Source organism: Bacillus infantis NRRL B-14911 (assembly GCF_000473245.1).
Lineage (GTDB): Bacteria > Bacillota > Bacilli > Bacillales > Cytobacillaceae > Bacillus_AB > Bacillus_AB infantis.
On record NC_022524.1, the window covers coordinates 2,541,561 to 2,556,757 of the forward strand.

The window sequence follows — 15,197 nt, forward strand, 5'->3', positions numbered from 1 at the left end:
TTAATCAGCAGGCAAACTAAATATTAAAAAGGAAAGGATTGCTGCCCTTTCCTTTCTCATTCATTTAAAGGGTGTCTTCCGTTTTATTACCGGTATCCAAATTTCGCTTTTGAATTGAGGGGATGAGGTATCTTTGCTTTCGTTCCAGAGAATTTCCGGACCTTCCGTCTGTTCATAACCTGATGAGGGAAACCATTCAGCATAAATGCGTCCCCATATATTCTGCAAAGTCTCAGGAAAAGGCCCCTTCGCTTCAAACACAGCCCAGGAGGAAGACTCAATCTTGAGTGATTCATATCGTGCTGGGCCCGGCTCTCCAGTGGCAGCACCAATATAATGGTCAAGCTCTCCTTTTTCCTTCATCCTTCCTTCTGAAAAGTGGACAGAAGCACTAATCAGGCCCCCGGGTTCCTGGTCGGACAATGCTTTCAGTTCCTGGATCTTATCTGGAGTCAAACTCCTCCACATTTCAGCGATTTCTCCGTTCACACCATTAAATTGGATTCGAACCCTTTTTTTAAGGCCCACAATATAAAAAGGACCCTTTTCTTCAAGCCGGAAGTTCATTTCATTTCCTCCTTTTATTGTCAACTGAAAGGACATCGGTGGAAATGCTTTTAGCCTATAGCCAGTTTTCCGAGCTTCTGATGGGGTAATCCCATGCATCTGGAAAAATGCCCTTGAAAAAGAATCCGGCGAGCTGTAGCCATACTTCACTGCAGCATCAATCACTTTTATCTTTTCATCAGCCAGCTCGAGCGCTGCCATGGTCAGCCGCCTTTTGCGTACATATTCTGATATGGAGACCCCAGAAAGGAAAACGAACATCCGCTTAAAGTGAAATTCCGAACAAAAGGCTTTTTTTGCTGCCTCCCTATAATCTATATCTCCTGTCAAATTTTCCTCAATATAGGCAATAGCTTCATTCAGCTGCTTTAGCAAATCCACTTGAATGACCTCCTTTCATATTTAATTTAACAGTTGAAGGAATTGAGCATCCGACTTTCTATGCACTCTAGTGCATGATTGATCTTGTTTTGCAGCTGTTCTTTATTTTCTCTTTTTAATAAGCAAGAAATAAGTAAAGAATCCCACAGTCGCCACTATAGACAGCAGGTGAGGAACAAAAAAGAATTCTGAAGGGACTACCCAAAACATTATAATTGACACGGCAATAACCGGCAGCATGATGAGCACCCACGCTCGAACAAGCTTATTATTCAGGCTAAAATCAAAGCGATCCATATAGCCTTCCTCCCTCTATACGTTTTTTATTACAAGGATGAGACTTAGGGCATTAACTAACCAAACGCAAAACCATGCGGATTGTCATTAATACATGTCCTTCAAATTCCTCCTCGAACTCTTTGATAAGCTCAAAACCTTTTGCCAGATAAAAATTCCTGCCGATCTCATTATCTTTTTCTACATTTATATAAATCTCTTTCACACCGGCCAGTTCTTCTATACCTTTGTTGAGGAGGGAGGTTCCAATCCCTTTGCCCTGTGCTTCCGGAAAAAGATAGATGGCACCCAACTCTGCTTTTCCTTCCTTGTTTACAGGTGAAAAGTTGGCAAAGCCGACAATCTGCCCTTCTGCCTCTGCAACAAAAAGATGGGATCTTTCAATTCTTTGCAGCATACGTTCACTGCTGTAGGCTGCAGCCAGGAATTGATCCTGCACCTCCCTGGGTATGATGCCTTCATAGGTGCTGTGCCAGCTTGCCTTTGCTACATTCTGTACCTGTTCTGTATCATTTGGTTCCATTTTACGGATGGTATGTGTCATCTTTTATGCTCCTCTGCTAAAGTTGCTGATGGCTGTTATTTTACATCGTATTTGCTGTTCAAGACACCAGAAAAAAATAAGAAGAATAGCATATAGAGGGATTCCGGCAGGATCTGACGCTGCATGATGGCCTGCAGGGATGCTTATGCAACCGGCCGTACAAGATATCCTGCTTATTGACCACCATGAGGCAGATAAAGAACCAACCAGCAAATAGATATATTAGACACCCAGTTAGAATAATCGTACCAGTTGTCTCCATAACCGAAAGGATTTCTTTTAAAACTGATTCTGCAAGATTCTGCCCATAACTATTGTGTCATAATATTTACCGTCAGACAGCAGTTTATCTCTTCTCAATACACCCTCAATTTCAAAGCCAACCCTTTTGTAAAGCTGGATGGCATTTTCATTTGTTTCCAGTACTTGAAGGGTGATTTTTTTTATATCTGCATCTTCCGCCCACCTGATAGAATCAATCAGAAGGCGTTTACCGATTCCATTTCCCCAATAATCTTTCAGAACGCATACTCCGAACTCCACTTTATGGGCCGTTCTTCTTAAATTGGAGCCTTCGCAGCGGGAAAAGCCGACAAGTTTGCCATCCGCTTCAGCTACCAGAAAAAGATGGGTCTTCTGCTTGCTGTCATTTAAAATGACTTTTTTAAATCCTTCTTCACTGATAAAATCCTCGCCGCTCTCCCTGTCCATGTTTTCCGTTTCGCCGTCTATTTTCACCCTCAGTTCAGAAAGGCTTTTGGCATCTTCTATTTTCGCTTCCCTTATCGAGAAAGCATGCTTTGCATCTTGCAGCAATATAATCTCTCCTTGAGCATTAGTATCTTCTTAGGATTTCGTCTTTAGAAAAATGGTTATACCATCCGCATTATGTGCAAAAAACGAATATAAAAAAGTCATTCGAACGCCTTTGCCATCTTTTCATTGAGCAGCTGGAATGATTGATTGAGCAGGTCTTTTGGAACCCCCTCATACAAGTCGCCAATGCTTACCTCATAATAGGAGGAATGGCTGTCTTTTTCTCTAAGATTTCCTGTAAAACCTATCCCTGTCTCTTCCTGTATTTGAATCAGAATTGGTTCGGTTTCTCCTTTCGGGTGCTCAAAATGGACATGAAACATATTGGATACCGGAATAGTTGGTAAAGTATATACGCCTTCACAGCTGTTGTACAATTGTGCAAGCTCTTTTGCTTCTTCATAATAAGCATCCATTTTCCCGGAACGCTGGTCATAATAATAATCAGCTGAAAGGATATATGGATAAAGGCTGATCAAATCGCCTCCGTGGCGCCGTTTCCAGACCTTTGATTTCTCCGTGAACTCTTTGCTCCCCGCAAGAACGGCACCGGCAATCCCGCCAATTCCCTTGTAAAGTGAGACATAGACACTATCAAATAGTGCACACACTTCTGCGGCTGTTTTTTTATAGTAGGGGAGCACTTCCAGTAAGCGGGCACCGTCCAGCTGCAGCTTAATCCCTTTTTCACGGCAATAGGCTGATATTTTTTCCAAAGTCCCATAATCAGGAAGCTGTCCGCCGATCTCACGCTGAGGCAATTCAAGCAGCAGGCAGGCAACGTCCTCTTCCATGCCAGTGACATCATCAAGTTCAATCACCCTTGTTTGGTCTGCGAGCAGGACAGTTTCGATATGGTGCAGCTCTTTCAACCCATCTTCTTCATGAATTTCAAGATGGCTTAAAGGGTGGTAAGCAACCTTCGCAACGCCCTTTTCGTCGCACCAGATACGCAGAGCGATCTGCTGGGCCATTGTACCGCTTGGGAAAAAAACAGCAGCCTCCTTTCCGAGCAGGTTTGCCATTTTATCCTGAAAATCCTCGATTACCTTCCCTTTCCCGTACATTTCACTCTCTATAGAACCGCTGATCTGTTCAAATGCCTTTTTCAGTACTTCTACATTCCGTTTGCCATGGCCTGCGAGCGGATATTTAACCAGGCTGTATGATTCTTGAAGCGATTTAGTATGCATATGTATTCTCCTGTCTTTTCAGAATAATAGAATTATATCCCAAAGCGAGCTGCCGGGTCTATGGAATGCTCTGTTCCAGAAAAAAGGGCCGCCGCAAGGGCTGCCCTTCCCATTCTTATCTGTTTTTGAGTCTGTAAAATAATGAAGCAATTAGATTCGCTCCCCAGAATAGGAACCCTTGAGCATTATAATGCAGCAGCTGATTTTCAAAGGCCATGCTCTCATAAAACTCATCCTGGGCTTTTCCTTGTGCTTTCCGCTCCTGATCCATTTTCTTCAGCTCTTTAATATATCCATATTGAACGGGAGCAAGAATAAATGAAAGCAGCAGGTAAATGCCCGCAATCCATAAAAAGATCATACGGTCCATTTTTACAGCTCCTTTCCAGTGGTTTTCCTATATTTACGAATGGCGGCATGGAAAGGTTTCATTTTTTCAAAATATTTCCTTTATTTTTTGTTTAGCTCATCATATTTGTTTGTTTAACCACAGGACAATTTTGTTTAAGCTAGGATGATATCTTCATGCAGAAATAAGGTTTTAAAAAAAGGAGAAAAAAAGCTGTCTTTTTAGTCGACAGCCTGACATAATGGTTTGTTTTTGATTATTATAGCGAATCGGTTGGATGGATCCCTCTGTTTCGATTTTCTGTGTTCAGAGGGTCTTAGCCCGTATGACTAGTACCCTCTGTTTCTTTTTTCACCGTTCTAAGGGTTTTAGTCCGCATGACTAATACCCTCTGTTTCTTTTTTCTCTGTTCAGACGGTCTTAGTCCGTCTGATTAGTACCCTCTGTTTCTTTTTTCACCTTTCAGAGGGTTTTAGTCCGCATGACTAGTACCCTCTGTTTCTTTTCTCTGTCCAGACGGTCTCCACTATGCCTATCGCCAGCCTCTCAGTAATTTTATTTGGTATATAAAAAGATTCCGTTCTGCGAGCATAGATGAGTGTGCCATTTTTACATAAAAGCTATCAGTTTCTATCCTTACCATCAGCCTTTCTTTAAGAAGCATCCTCAAACTGGCTATTATACAAATCGGCATAAAAGCCATTCTGCCCCAGCAGTTCCTCGTGATTTCCGCTTTCGATGATGTCCCCATCTTTCATGACGAGAATCAGGTCGGCGTTTTTGATGGTGGACAGCCTGTGGGCTATGACGAAGGATGTTTTGCCTGCTGTCAGCTTATCCATTGCCTCCTGGATCAACACTTCTGTGCGTGTGTCTACAGAGCTTGTTGCTTCATCCAGAATCAGGAGCGGTGCATCTTTTACCATGGCCCGTGCTATCGTAATTAACTGCTTCTGTCCTGCTGAGAGATTTGCCTTATCATCGAGGATGGTATCATATCCCATAGGCAGCGTCTGGATAAAATGATGCAGGCCAACGGCTTTTGCAGCTTCCGCTACCTCCTGATCACTTACCCCTTTTCTGGAATAGACAATGTTTTCACGGATCGTCCCTTCAAACAGCCATGTATCCTGAAGCACCATGCAGAACAGGCTTCGCAATTTTTCACGGCTCAATTCTTTTGTGGGCACACCATCGATCAGGATTTCTCCCCCGCTTACTTCATAAAAGCGCATCAGCAGGTTGATGATGGTCGTTTTTCCCGCCCCAGTCGGTCCGACAATCGCCACTTTTTGCCCTGATTTTGCGAGAGCAGAAAAATCATTGATAATCATTTTATCTTCGCTGTAGCCAAAGCGGACATTTTTAAATTCAACTTCTCCTTTGACATCATTGAGAACTGTTTTCTTATTATCTTCATTTTCCAGCTCATCTTCAGCCAAAAACTCAAACACACGCTCACTTGCAGCTGCGGTGGCCTGAAGGTTTGCCGCTGCCTGTGCAAGCTGGGAAAGCGGCTGGGTGAACAATCTGATATAGATCATGAATGCGACGATGACTCCAAATGTTATTGATCCATTTACAGCCAATACTGCACCTGCCACACATACAACGACATAGCCTAAGTTGCCGACGAACATCATGATCGGCATCATGAGCCCAGAAAGGAACTGAGACTTCCAGGCGCTTTCATACAGCCTTGTATTGATTTTGTGGAAAGTTGCCTTAGCTTCCGGCTCTCCGTTATATACTTTTACCACGCTGTGCCCTGAATATATTTCTTCAATATGTCCGTTTAGCCTTCCCAGCTCTGCCTGCTGCTGGGCAAAGTATTTCTGGGACTTGGATATTAAGAAACTCATAAACACAAAACCGATCAATGTTGAAAGGATGGCAGAGACAGCCATGATCCAATTTGTATAGAACATCATGACGAGTGAGCCGAGGAACATCGTTATGGCTGATACCAATGTGCTTAAGCTCTGGTTCATCGTCTGCCCGATCAGGTCGACGTCATTTGTCACGCGGCTGAGAACATCTCCGGTGCTGCCTGAATCAAAGTATTTCAAAGGCATCCGGTTCATTTTAGAGGATAAATCGCTCCTTAAGTTTTTGGATACCCGCTGGGTAACTGTTGCCATGATGAATCCCTGAATATAATTGAACAGAAAACCCAGGCCATATAAAAAGGCGAGGATGGAAGCAATACTCACTACCTCATCCAAATTGATTTCTGTCATCAGCCCTTCTGCAATCAGGTCAGTGATCCTGCTGAGAAGGTCCGGGCCGATGATGCTGAAGATGGATGCTGCCATTGCCAGAACAAGGGCAGTCACAATAAACGGCAGATAGGCCCTGCAATAGGAAACCAGCTTCTTTATAGTCTTCTTGAAATTCTTCGGTTTTTGACCGCCTTCCGGCCCTTTGGCACCTGGTCCGCCCTTTTTTCCTGGCCTTTTGCGGTTATATTTTTTATCAGCCAATTTCCAGTTCCTCCTTTGACAGCTGAGAATAGGCAATCTCCTGATACACGCTGCAGCCGTCCAGCAATTCTTCATGTGTTCCGATGCCGACAACCTTCCCTTGATCAAGGACTACGATGCGGTCTGCGTCTTTGATGGTACCGATCCGCTGGGCCACAATCAGGGTGGTGCTATCACTGGTTTCTTTTTTCAAAAGTGACCGCAGCCGCCTGTCTGTTTTATAATCAAGTGCCGAGAAGGAATCATCAAACAGATAAATTTCCGGCTGCTTATAAATGGCCCTGGCAATGGACAGCCTCTGCTTCTGGCCTCCTGAAAGATTGGTTCCTCCCTGGGAAATCACGCCTTGATACTGGTCTCCCAGCTTTTCAACAAATTCAGAGGCCTGCGCTATTTCTGCCGCTCTTTCTATCTTCTCTCCAGGTTCTGTCCCGCCGGTGCCGTAGGCGATATTTTCCGATACTGTGCCGCTGAACAATACAGCCTTTTGCGAAACGTAGCCAAGCTTATTGCGGAGATCTTCCTGCCTGTATTCTTTTACGTTGATGCCATCGACCAGCACTTCGCCTTCTGTCGCATCATAAAAGCGGGGAATCAGGTTGAGCAAGGTGCTTTTCCCGCTGCCTGTTGATCCGATAAAAGCGACAGTCTCCCCTTTATGGGCGGTAAAGCTGATATTCTTCAGGATATAATCCGCCGCATCCGGATATTTGAAGCTGACATTCCGGAATTCAATCTCCCCTGCAGCTTTTGAATCATTCCCTTTTAAGGTGCCGTCAAGGATTTTGGAATCTGTTTGCAGCACCTCATTGATCCTCTTTGCGGATACCGTCGCACGCGGCAGCATCACAAAGATGATCGACAGCATCATGAAGGCCATTATGACCTGCATGCTGTAAGAAGAGAACACGACCATATCAGAGAAAAGGGTCAGTTTATCTGGTGTAGCAGCATTGTTGATGATAAAGGCACCGATCCAATAGATGGCAAGATTGATTCCCGACATGATCAATGTCATAACCGGCATCATGATCGCCATGGTCCTTCCTGTAAAAAGATTGGTCCTCGTCAGCTCACTGTTTGCCTTTTCAAACTTATCTTCCTGGTATTCCTCAGCATTATAGGCTCTGACTACCCGGATTCCAGTGAGGTTTTCCCTGGTCACGCGATTCAGGTTGTCTGTTAAAGTCTGGATCACTTTAAATTTAGGGAGCGCTATGACAATGATGACAGCGAGCATCACCATAAGAACGGCAACAGCAATCCCGGTCGCTGCAGTCCACTGCCAGCTTTTGCCCATAATTTTCAAAATTGCCCAAACAGCCAGTATCGGCGCCTTAACAATCGCCTGCAATCCAACAGCGATCAGCAGCTGAATCTGGGTGATATCATTGGTGGAGCGCGTGATCAAACTTGGGGTTGAGAACCCATTGATCTCCTCCATAGAAAACGACATTGTTTTTTCAAACACCATTCCGCGCAGCCGTACGGCAAATCCGGCAGCCACCTGTGCGGCAAAAAAACCGACTATCATGGCAGCAGCCATACTGCCGATGGCACATAAAAGCATGTAAGCGCCCTGAATAAGGACATCACCCATACTGCTGCCTTCTGTCTGGACAAGCATGGTGATTTCATGCATATATTCAGGCAGCTTTAAGTCAAGCCAGACCTGTACAATGATAAATATGAGGCTGCACAGGACAAGCAGCCAATCTTTCCCTTTAAAATGCTTAAACATAGCAAGCATCCGCCAAATTCCCCCTTAGACTTTATCTAACAGTATTAGATATTAAGTGCAGATTAACCGAATTGCGCGGTTGAACATTATTCCATTTCTTTATGAATTTCTTCTATGCGCTTCACAATACGGACAAACTCTTTAGCATCATGTTCCCCGAGCTTCCTGAAGGTCTTTTCGACAATACGCTTTGCTTCTCCATGCTCTTCCATTACAAAAGTTCTGCCAAATGGAGTAATGGAAACAATCACGAGACGTTTGTCATTTTCGTCCCTGCTCCGCTCGATATATTCTTTCTTTGCCAGATTTTTGAGTGCGGCAGCGACTCTCGGGGTTGAAAGGCACAGCTTTTCGCTCAGTTCACCTGAAGTAACCTCATTTTGTATAAAGGTCAGGTAGCCCAATATACTCCTTTCCCCATGAGAAAGGTCATTGACTTTCTTTTGGAAAGGCATCTTTGGTGATTTGCTTATATTCTGGAAAAATTCATCCACTAAATCTTTATAATCCATAATCAGCACCTTTTAATTTATTTTATCTAATACTATTAGATATCATAATGCCAAGAATGTCAACGACGTGAAACAGCAGCTAAAGGCAGCCAGCATAAACCCAAAATAAAAACCTTTAACATTGGTTATTTTACTGATATGGAGGTGATTGGAATGGCGGAAAAGGAATTTCCGAATGTGAGTCTTGGGGGTAAGATCGCCAAGGAAAAAGGGGACGGCGGAGACCAGGTGCACGGGCATGAAAAAGAAAATAAAAACGGAAGAGTCAATACAAACCCAAAAACGAATATGTGAGGGCTGCATGCCGGCAAGACAGGAGCATCTAAAGCTGTTCTCCTTTCTTGCCGGTTTTTTATACGAGGTTTAAGTTTCCAAAGATGGGGACATTGGAAACGAGACAGTCACAGCTGTGCCCCAGCCCTCTTTACTTTTGATCAGGAGCTCTCCTGAATCAGCCTTGACTAATTTATGGCAGATGGTCAAACCAAGGCCAGTTCCTTTTTCTTTAATTGAATAAAAAGGTTCTCCAAGCCGGGTTATTTTTTCGGCTGGAATTCCGGTTCCTGTATCAATCACCCTCATTCTTGCTCTGTTATCAGCGGAATCAACCACAACTTTTATTACTCCAGATGGCTGTGAAGCTTCTATTGCATTCTTAATAATATTTTCAGTGATGCGCTTAAGGTAATGCCGGTTAACAAATATGGAACAGGAAGCTTCCCTCTGTTTGTGGATCTGCAGTTTTTTCCCCTCTTTTCCGGCTTCAGTCTGAAGCGTCTTGACTGCTGTCTTTATTTCAGCAAAAAGATCGATCTCTTCTTTTCCTTGAAAATGTTGGGCAGCTTGAGGATTCGCCAATAAAAGCAGATTCTCTAAATATTCATCCATCCGGTCAATTTCTGTCATTATGACCTTTTCATATTCCTTAAAAGGAGTATTCCCCTGTTCACCGGCCAATTGCAGAAATCCCTTAACCACTGTCATTGGATTGCGGATTTCATGTGCAACACATGCAGCTAATTCACCCAGAACCTCCAGTTTTCCGCCTGCTTTATGTGCGGTTTCTTTAGTCGTAAAATTAACCACTTTGTCTCCTCCAAACAGCCACATATCAGTATGTATAAACTTACCATTTTAGTCATAATACCATAACTGGGTGAATGAAAATGTGGCTATCCAGATAAAGATGCATTGTTAGATGAATTTGGCAATATATTGAAAAGCACAGCAAAAAAATGATTCCTTAAACACATTCAAACAGGAAGCCACTCTCAGTCTCTGCTATTCTCTTTATTAAAGACATAATGAAGGAGTCCTGAAATTGGAAGAAGACCATTTGAATGAACTGCTGAAAATACTGGAAAAATACCCGCAGACCGAAATAACCCTCACCCTTTCGACCCAGCAAAATATTCCCTACGCCATTATAAATTACGTAAAGAATGTATTTGTACTTGTAGACCAAGGAACACAAATGTCCTCTGTTTATACAGATAAATGGACATTAATATCAGCCATACAAAGTTACTGGGATAACAAAAAGAAACTGGCAGGAGCCTAACATCACTTCCCTGGAACCAAAATAAGCATGTTTCCCCTTCAACTGTGCACTCTAAAAAGAGAAATTAAGAGTAGCCGCAAAAACCGAGGGGGTAAGTCTGCATGTGGAATGCCTTGTTTTGGGGAGGACTATCAGGATCTGCTGTCTTATTGGGGGCAATGGCATCAATGCTTTTGCCTATCCCGCAAAAAATCATAGGGCTGATCATGGCATTCGGTACAGGTGTACTGATTGGTGCAGCATCTTATGAACTGATTGGAAATGCCGTTCTTGAAGGCGGCATCCTAGCCACTAGCATCGGATTTCTCTCGGGCGCCCTCCTTTTTACCATCCTTGACAGCATAGTTTCCCGGAGAGGTGCGGATAAACGGAAACGGTCCAGCCATATGGCTGCAGGAAGCGGAGGAATGGCCATTTTTATCGGCACCGTCATTGATGCAATTCCTGAATCGATCATGATCGGAGCAAGTTTGATCGAGGGACAGTCTGTCAGCTTCCTCTTAGTCGCGGCCATATTCATCAGCAATATTCCGGAAGGACTCTCCAGTACTGCCGGCATGAAAAAAAGCGGATATTCCTATACAAAGATTTTTCTGCTCTGGTTCACTGTACTCGCCATCTCTGCCATTGCATCGCTTACAGGCTACAGCCTCCTTGCCGGGGCTCCTGCTGAAGTGATGGCGGGAATCGCTTCTTTTGCTGGGGGAGGCATCATTAGCATGATCGCTTCAACGATGATGCCGGAAGCCTATGAAGACAGCGGTCCTGTTACAGGGCTTGTCGCCTCCCTTGGGCTTCTTGTATCCATCATCCTGGATCATGCTTCTTAAGAAAGCTCCCGTTATTAAAATCACTTGTTCCCCCCCTCCTTAGCGAAAAGATGATGCTTTCATCTAGTACAAGCTCAGCCCCTCAATCATAAAATAATGTAGCGCCATGATGAGGGAGGTGGAGTCATGAGATGCAATTGCAGAAAATGCCGTGAACGTGCTGCAGCTGACAAAACGATTGTAAGCCCGACGGAAACAGTTGTCCGCAAGAACACACGCACTAAAACAATCAGAAGGATTCACCCGACGGAAATTGTGAATGTTAACCGCACGATCATCCGCAATGAGAATTATTTCCCTGTCACTGAAAGGACAGTGAACGAAACTATTGTGGAAAATTTCGATTGCGGCAGGGACCCTAACAATAATCGCAACTGCCGCAGAATCTAAGCTTCCAGAATAATAGGCACCCTGCATGGGTGCCTATTTCAATTTTTTGACCAGATCGATAACATAATACAAAAGTGCAATCAAAAAAGAAACTAAGATAATAATGATGCAGCCAAATGTCACTGCGGCGAATTCCCCCGGTGAACTGTCATCAAAAATACTTGCAAAGATAAAAAACAGTATGATGCTGGATCCGATCCCAAGAAAAAAGATGCTGATATATTTAGCCATGGCCCCTCCTTATTTCTTAAGCTTTGTTTCTGCCATAACTGTACCCGCCATTAAAAGAACAAATATAATAACAAGACCTGGGATAAGCAGCGGCTGAAATTTATTTCCTTCAGATTCTGAAAATGTGTATTCCCCATCCCTGTCAGCTCTTACATATATCCCGCCCCCTGCTTCCACTGCAATCGATTCTTCTGTACTCACTCCTTTTATTGAGAAATATTTGCTTCCTTTCTCAAACTCATTGGAAAAATTGCCGCCCATAGGATACATATCTGAATAAGATGTCACTTGCCCGATTTCTGACTCGATTTCACTTTCTTCTATATATTCATCCTGTACTGTATACTGATAGCCTTCCCAGACAACAAAGCTGCTCACCCACTTGGTCGCTCCAGTGATAGCCGGACATGCTGCAATCAAAAGAAATAGAAGGCTAAAGGAAAAGAACATTCTCCGGATTCTCACTTTTCTTCTCCTAACCCGGCATTTCCATTTCTGCTGAGTATACCAAGATACTCTACCCAAGGGCCGACATCCTTACGATATCTTTCTGCCATAACCCTTGCGATCTGTGAAAGATGGGTCAGGTCATGCACTGCCCAGGTGGAAACCAGCTCCCTTGCCTTCACGGTTCCAAATGCAGGATGCTTTCCTGCAGCTTCCAGCCTGTCTTCGGTCACCATCAGTTCCCGCAGAAGAGCCAGGTTTTCAGCCCTGATCTCTTTAAATTCATGAAGCTTCCGGGCGACCGTCTGTTCCTCCTTTTTCAAGTGGGAAAAGCGGTCAAACGGAGGGAATGATTCTTCTTCCCCTTTTTCCAGCATAAACTTGAGGCGAGGCACCCAGTTATGCTTTTCTCCTTCAATCAAATGGTCGACCACTTCGACAGGATTCCAGGTTCCTTCCCCTTCATTGGCCCCAAGCCATCCAGGAGACAGCCCTCCCAGAAGTATGTCCAATACCCGGGGTGTACGCTCCAGCACTTCCATTGCTTCACCCAGCTTGAATTTCATCCCTTAACTCTCCCTTATGTTTATAATTTCTATAATTCTATTCCAGACTTTTACCAATTACCTGCTGTACATAGATTTCAGGAAAATAACAGTCTTGGATTTGCTCCGCTATTTGTACTATAGTAAGTGCAAACCGAAGGAGTGATATATATATGTTCATCAAGCTGACGAAAGAACAGCAGCAAACCATGGTTTCTGATATCCAGGAGTTTTTCCTGCAGGAGCGTGACGAAGAAATATCAGAATTTGCAGCTGAAAGGGTGCTCGATTTTGTAAAACAGACACTCGCCCCTCATTTTTATAACAGCGCCGTTTCAGATGCAAAAACCTTAGTGGAACAGCAATTCGCTTCAATGGAAGAAGAAATTCTGACGCTTCTGCGCCCGATAAAAAAATAGATGTGATTGCCTGGATATACTCCGGGCTTTCTTTACTTAATGGAATCCAATAGCTCCACGTGTACATGATCAGTATTATCAGGATCGCTGTTAAAATCATAAATCTCCAGATTCCATCTGTCATTTGCCCGTTCATATCCCTTAGCTTCTATCCAGCGGTGCAATATTTCATAGCTTTTACGCATATCTGTGTTCGGCCCATGATGATGGATCGCAGCATACCGCTGAGGCGGAACAGTCAGACTTGTCATCCCTTCTGGCACCTGATCTTTTCGGTCAGCTGAAACCCCTATCCAATAACCATCTTCATCTTCCGAAGCCGGATTCACCACAAATGCGCCAATCTGCCGCCCGCTATCCTTTACACCTTGGATTTCGGAAACCCGCTCCTTCAGCCACTTAGCTGCCATGGGTATCTCCTCTATATATTGGCTTCCCTCACAAAGTACGCGAAAGCCTATCAGGTATACTTCTTCCATTTCGACTATCCTTTTTTCATATTTCAAGTTCGCCTGCATTCTGCCAGCTCCTTTCTTCTCACACCTTATTTCGACAAGGAGAGCAGGCAATCCCCCTCATTCACTAAAATTTGGGCAAAAAAAATGAGCTGTAGCCAGCTCATTTTTGATCAGAATTCCTCATATTCAGCCGGGTCCTGGTCATGCAGCCTGCCGCCGGGATGGCTTAATTTTGAGATGGCCTCCATATCCTCCACATCCAGTTCAAAATCAAAGATAGAAATATTCTCTTTCTGTCTTTCAGCAGAGGAGGATTTAGGAATGGATACAGCTCCCAGCTGATAATGCCAGCGAAGAACCACCTGGGCTATGGATTTCCCATGCTTTTCAGCAATCTTTTGAATATCCCCATTTCCGAGAAGATCGCTGCCGCGGCCGAGCGGGCTCCATGACTCTGTCAGAATACCATGTTTCTCATGATAGGCGCGCTGTTCTTCCTGGTTGAAATAAGGATGCAATTCGACCTGGTTCATGCTCGGTTTAACCCCTGTCTCCTTCTCCAGCCTGTCCAAATACTCCGGCAGGAAATTGCAGACACCGATTGAACGGACATACCCTTTTTTCTTTGCTTCTATTAAAGTTTGCCAGGCTTCAACATACAATTCTCTCTTCGGGTTTGGCCAGTGAATCAAATAAATATCATAATAATCCAAGCCAGCTCTGTAGAGGGATTCTTCAATTGCAATCATCCCTTTTGCTGATTCATGATAACGCCCCGGGAGCTTCGATGTGATGAGCAGATCCTCCCTGGAAACAGAGCTTCTTTTTACAGCCTCGCCGACTGTCCCCTCGTTTTCATAGTTATACGCAGAATCCAGAAGCCGGTATCCTCCCTCATCAATCGCCTTGCGGATCGACTCGGCGCCTGCACTCCCCTTCAATTGATATGTACCCAGCCCGATTGCCGGAATGGACAATCCATCATTAAGCTTTACTTCAGGTATCCCATTAACCATCTTCCATCACTCCTTTATCTGTCATACTATTACCTTACCATACTTTGGATTTTATACCCTGCTGGGGAGATTTGATTCTTCCCTCTTGGTATTCAGAAAACCGATCTCCTCCTGCAATTTTTGTTTTTCACTCCATATTTTTAAGGCAGCCTATTTGCTATTCTCGATATCTGGAGTGCTCCATAGAACTCTCCTGAGGCACTCTATCCACTTCTTTCACACTCTAGAGTGCTCTATAGACCTCTCTTGAAGCACTCTGAACGCTCCTTCAATCCTCTAGAGTGCTTCATAGACTTCGTTTGAATCACTCTGTACGCTCCTTCCCATCTTTAGAGTGCTTCATAGACTTCGTTTGAGGCACTCTGTACGCTCCTTTCCTACTCTAGAGTGCTTCATAGACTTCGTTTGAATCACTCT

20 protein-coding genes are annotated in these 15,197 nt (G+C 44.1%); 5 read left to right on the top strand and 15 right to left on the bottom strand.

Translation table 11 applies throughout. From position 1 onward, the window contains the following. Positions 1-60: 60 nt before the first annotated feature. The 9 genes from N288_RS12760 to N288_RS12800 form a co-directional block, all read right to left on the bottom strand. Positions 61-948 carry an AraC family transcriptional regulator gene (locus N288_RS12760; protein ID WP_009793498.1) on the bottom strand — a complete coding sequence of 296 codons (888 nt, stop codon included), beginning with the start codon at positions 946-948 and terminating at the stop codon, positions 61-63. 102 nt (positions 949-1,050) lie between these two features. Next, positions 1,051-1,245: a hypothetical protein gene (locus tag N288_RS12765; RefSeq protein ID WP_009793497.1), complete on the bottom strand. Its 195-nt coding sequence runs from the start codon at positions 1,243-1,245 to the stop codon at positions 1,051-1,053. 52 nt (positions 1,246-1,297) lie between these two features. Further along, entirely contained in the window at positions 1,298-1,789 is a 492-nt protein-coding gene (locus tag N288_RS12770) for a GNAT family N-acetyltransferase (RefSeq protein ID WP_009793496.1), read from the bottom strand. A gap of 279 nt (positions 1,790-2,068) precedes the next feature. Next, on the bottom strand, positions 2,069-2,605 hold the full coding sequence (locus N288_RS12775; RefSeq protein ID WP_009793494.1) for a GNAT family N-acetyltransferase: 537 nt from the start codon (positions 2,603-2,605) through the stop codon (positions 2,069-2,071). A gap of 98 nt (positions 2,606-2,703) precedes the next feature. Further along, complete coding sequence (locus tag N288_RS12780; protein ID WP_009793493.1) at positions 2,704-3,798, bottom strand: threonine aldolase family protein; 1,095 nt, start codon at positions 3,796-3,798, stop codon at positions 2,704-2,706. 115 nt (positions 3,799-3,913) lie between these two features. Then, positions 3,914-4,168: a DUF3949 domain-containing protein gene (locus N288_RS12785; protein WP_009793491.1), complete on the bottom strand. Its 255-nt coding sequence runs from the start codon at positions 4,166-4,168 to the stop codon at positions 3,914-3,916. Positions 4,169-4,800: 632 nt separating this feature from the next. After that, on the bottom strand, positions 4,801-6,630 hold the full coding sequence (locus tag N288_RS12790) for an ABC transporter ATP-binding protein (protein ID WP_009793490.1): 1,830 nt from the start codon (positions 6,628-6,630) through the stop codon (positions 4,801-4,803). Then, on the bottom strand, positions 6,623-8,380 hold the full coding sequence (locus N288_RS12795; protein ID WP_009793489.1) for an ABC transporter ATP-binding protein: 1,758 nt from the start codon (positions 8,378-8,380) through the stop codon (positions 6,623-6,625). Before N288_RS12795 ends, N288_RS12790 begins: the two co-directional genes overlap by 8 nt. A gap of 77 nt (positions 8,381-8,457) precedes the next feature. Next, positions 8,458-8,883: a MarR family winged helix-turn-helix transcriptional regulator gene (locus tag N288_RS12800; protein ID WP_009793488.1), complete on the bottom strand. Its 426-nt coding sequence runs from the start codon at positions 8,881-8,883 to the stop codon at positions 8,458-8,460. Positions 8,884-9,036: 153 nt separating this feature from the next. On the opposite strand from N288_RS12800, the gene N288_RS25400 reads away from it, so the two are divergent. Continuing rightward, positions 9,037-9,177 carry a hypothetical protein gene (locus N288_RS25400; protein WP_022543939.1) on the top strand — a complete coding sequence of 47 codons (141 nt, stop codon included), beginning with the start codon at positions 9,037-9,039 and terminating at the stop codon, positions 9,175-9,177. Between the two features lie 69 nt (positions 9,178-9,246). Here the strand turns inward: N288_RS25400 and N288_RS12805 are convergent, their stop codons facing one another. Continuing rightward, positions 9,247-9,969 carry a sensor histidine kinase gene (locus N288_RS12805; protein WP_022543940.1) on the bottom strand — a complete coding sequence of 241 codons (723 nt, stop codon included), beginning with the start codon at positions 9,967-9,969 and terminating at the stop codon, positions 9,247-9,249. 235 nt (positions 9,970-10,204) lie between these two features. Between N288_RS12805 and N288_RS12810 the strand changes: the two genes are divergently transcribed. The 3 genes from N288_RS12810 to N288_RS12820 all read left to right on the top strand — a co-directional run bounded on the left by N288_RS12810 (position 10,205) and on the right by N288_RS12820 (position 11,664). Beyond that, positions 10,205-10,444, top strand: a complete 240-nt coding sequence (locus N288_RS12810) for a hypothetical protein (protein WP_009793485.1) — start codon at positions 10,205-10,207, stop codon at positions 10,442-10,444. A gap of 101 nt (positions 10,445-10,545) precedes the next feature. Next, a complete protein-coding gene (locus N288_RS12815) occupies positions 10,546-11,274 on the top strand; it encodes a ZIP family metal transporter (RefSeq protein ID WP_009793484.1) in 729 nt (242 codons plus the stop codon). A 126-nt stretch (positions 11,275-11,400) separates the two neighbouring features. Then, positions 11,401-11,664 carry a CotD family spore coat protein gene (locus N288_RS12820; protein WP_009793483.1) on the top strand — a complete coding sequence of 88 codons (264 nt, stop codon included), beginning with the start codon at positions 11,401-11,403 and terminating at the stop codon, positions 11,662-11,664. Between the two features lie 33 nt (positions 11,665-11,697). Here N288_RS12820 and N288_RS12825 read toward each other — a convergent pair whose 3' ends face one another. From N288_RS12825 to N288_RS12835, 3 genes are read right to left on the bottom strand one after another with little or no spacing between them, the layout of a single operon-like run. Continuing rightward, a complete protein-coding gene (locus N288_RS12825) occupies positions 11,698-11,895 on the bottom strand; it encodes a hypothetical protein (RefSeq protein WP_009793482.1) in 198 nt (65 codons plus the stop codon). A gap of 9 nt (positions 11,896-11,904) precedes the next feature. Then, a complete protein-coding gene (locus N288_RS24315) occupies positions 11,905-12,360 on the bottom strand; it encodes a hypothetical protein (RefSeq protein WP_022543941.1) in 456 nt (151 codons plus the stop codon). Next, positions 12,357-12,908: a DinB family protein gene (locus N288_RS12835; protein ID WP_009793480.1), complete on the bottom strand. Its 552-nt coding sequence runs from the start codon at positions 12,906-12,908 to the stop codon at positions 12,357-12,359. The genes N288_RS24315 and N288_RS12835 overlap by 4 nt, the downstream gene beginning before the upstream one ends. A gap of 152 nt (positions 12,909-13,060) precedes the next feature. Between N288_RS12835 and N288_RS12840 the strand changes: the two genes are divergently transcribed. Beyond that, the gene (locus N288_RS12840) at positions 13,061-13,306 is read left to right on the top strand and encodes a DUF2164 domain-containing protein (protein ID WP_009793479.1); all 246 of its coding nucleotides are present in this window, start codon (positions 13,061-13,063) and stop codon (positions 13,304-13,306) included. Positions 13,307-13,338: 32 nt separating this feature from the next. Here N288_RS12840 and N288_RS12845 read toward each other — a convergent pair whose 3' ends face one another. Together N288_RS12845 and N288_RS12850 are read right to left on the bottom strand one after the other, a co-directional pair. Continuing rightward, entirely contained in the window at positions 13,339-13,824 is a 486-nt protein-coding gene (locus N288_RS12845) for a GyrI-like domain-containing protein (RefSeq protein WP_022543942.1), read from the bottom strand. Between the two features lie 110 nt (positions 13,825-13,934). Beyond that, positions 13,935-14,780, bottom strand: a complete 846-nt coding sequence (locus N288_RS12850; protein WP_009793477.1) for an aldo/keto reductase — start codon at positions 14,778-14,780, stop codon at positions 13,935-13,937. Positions 14,781-15,197: the final 417 nt, after the last annotated feature.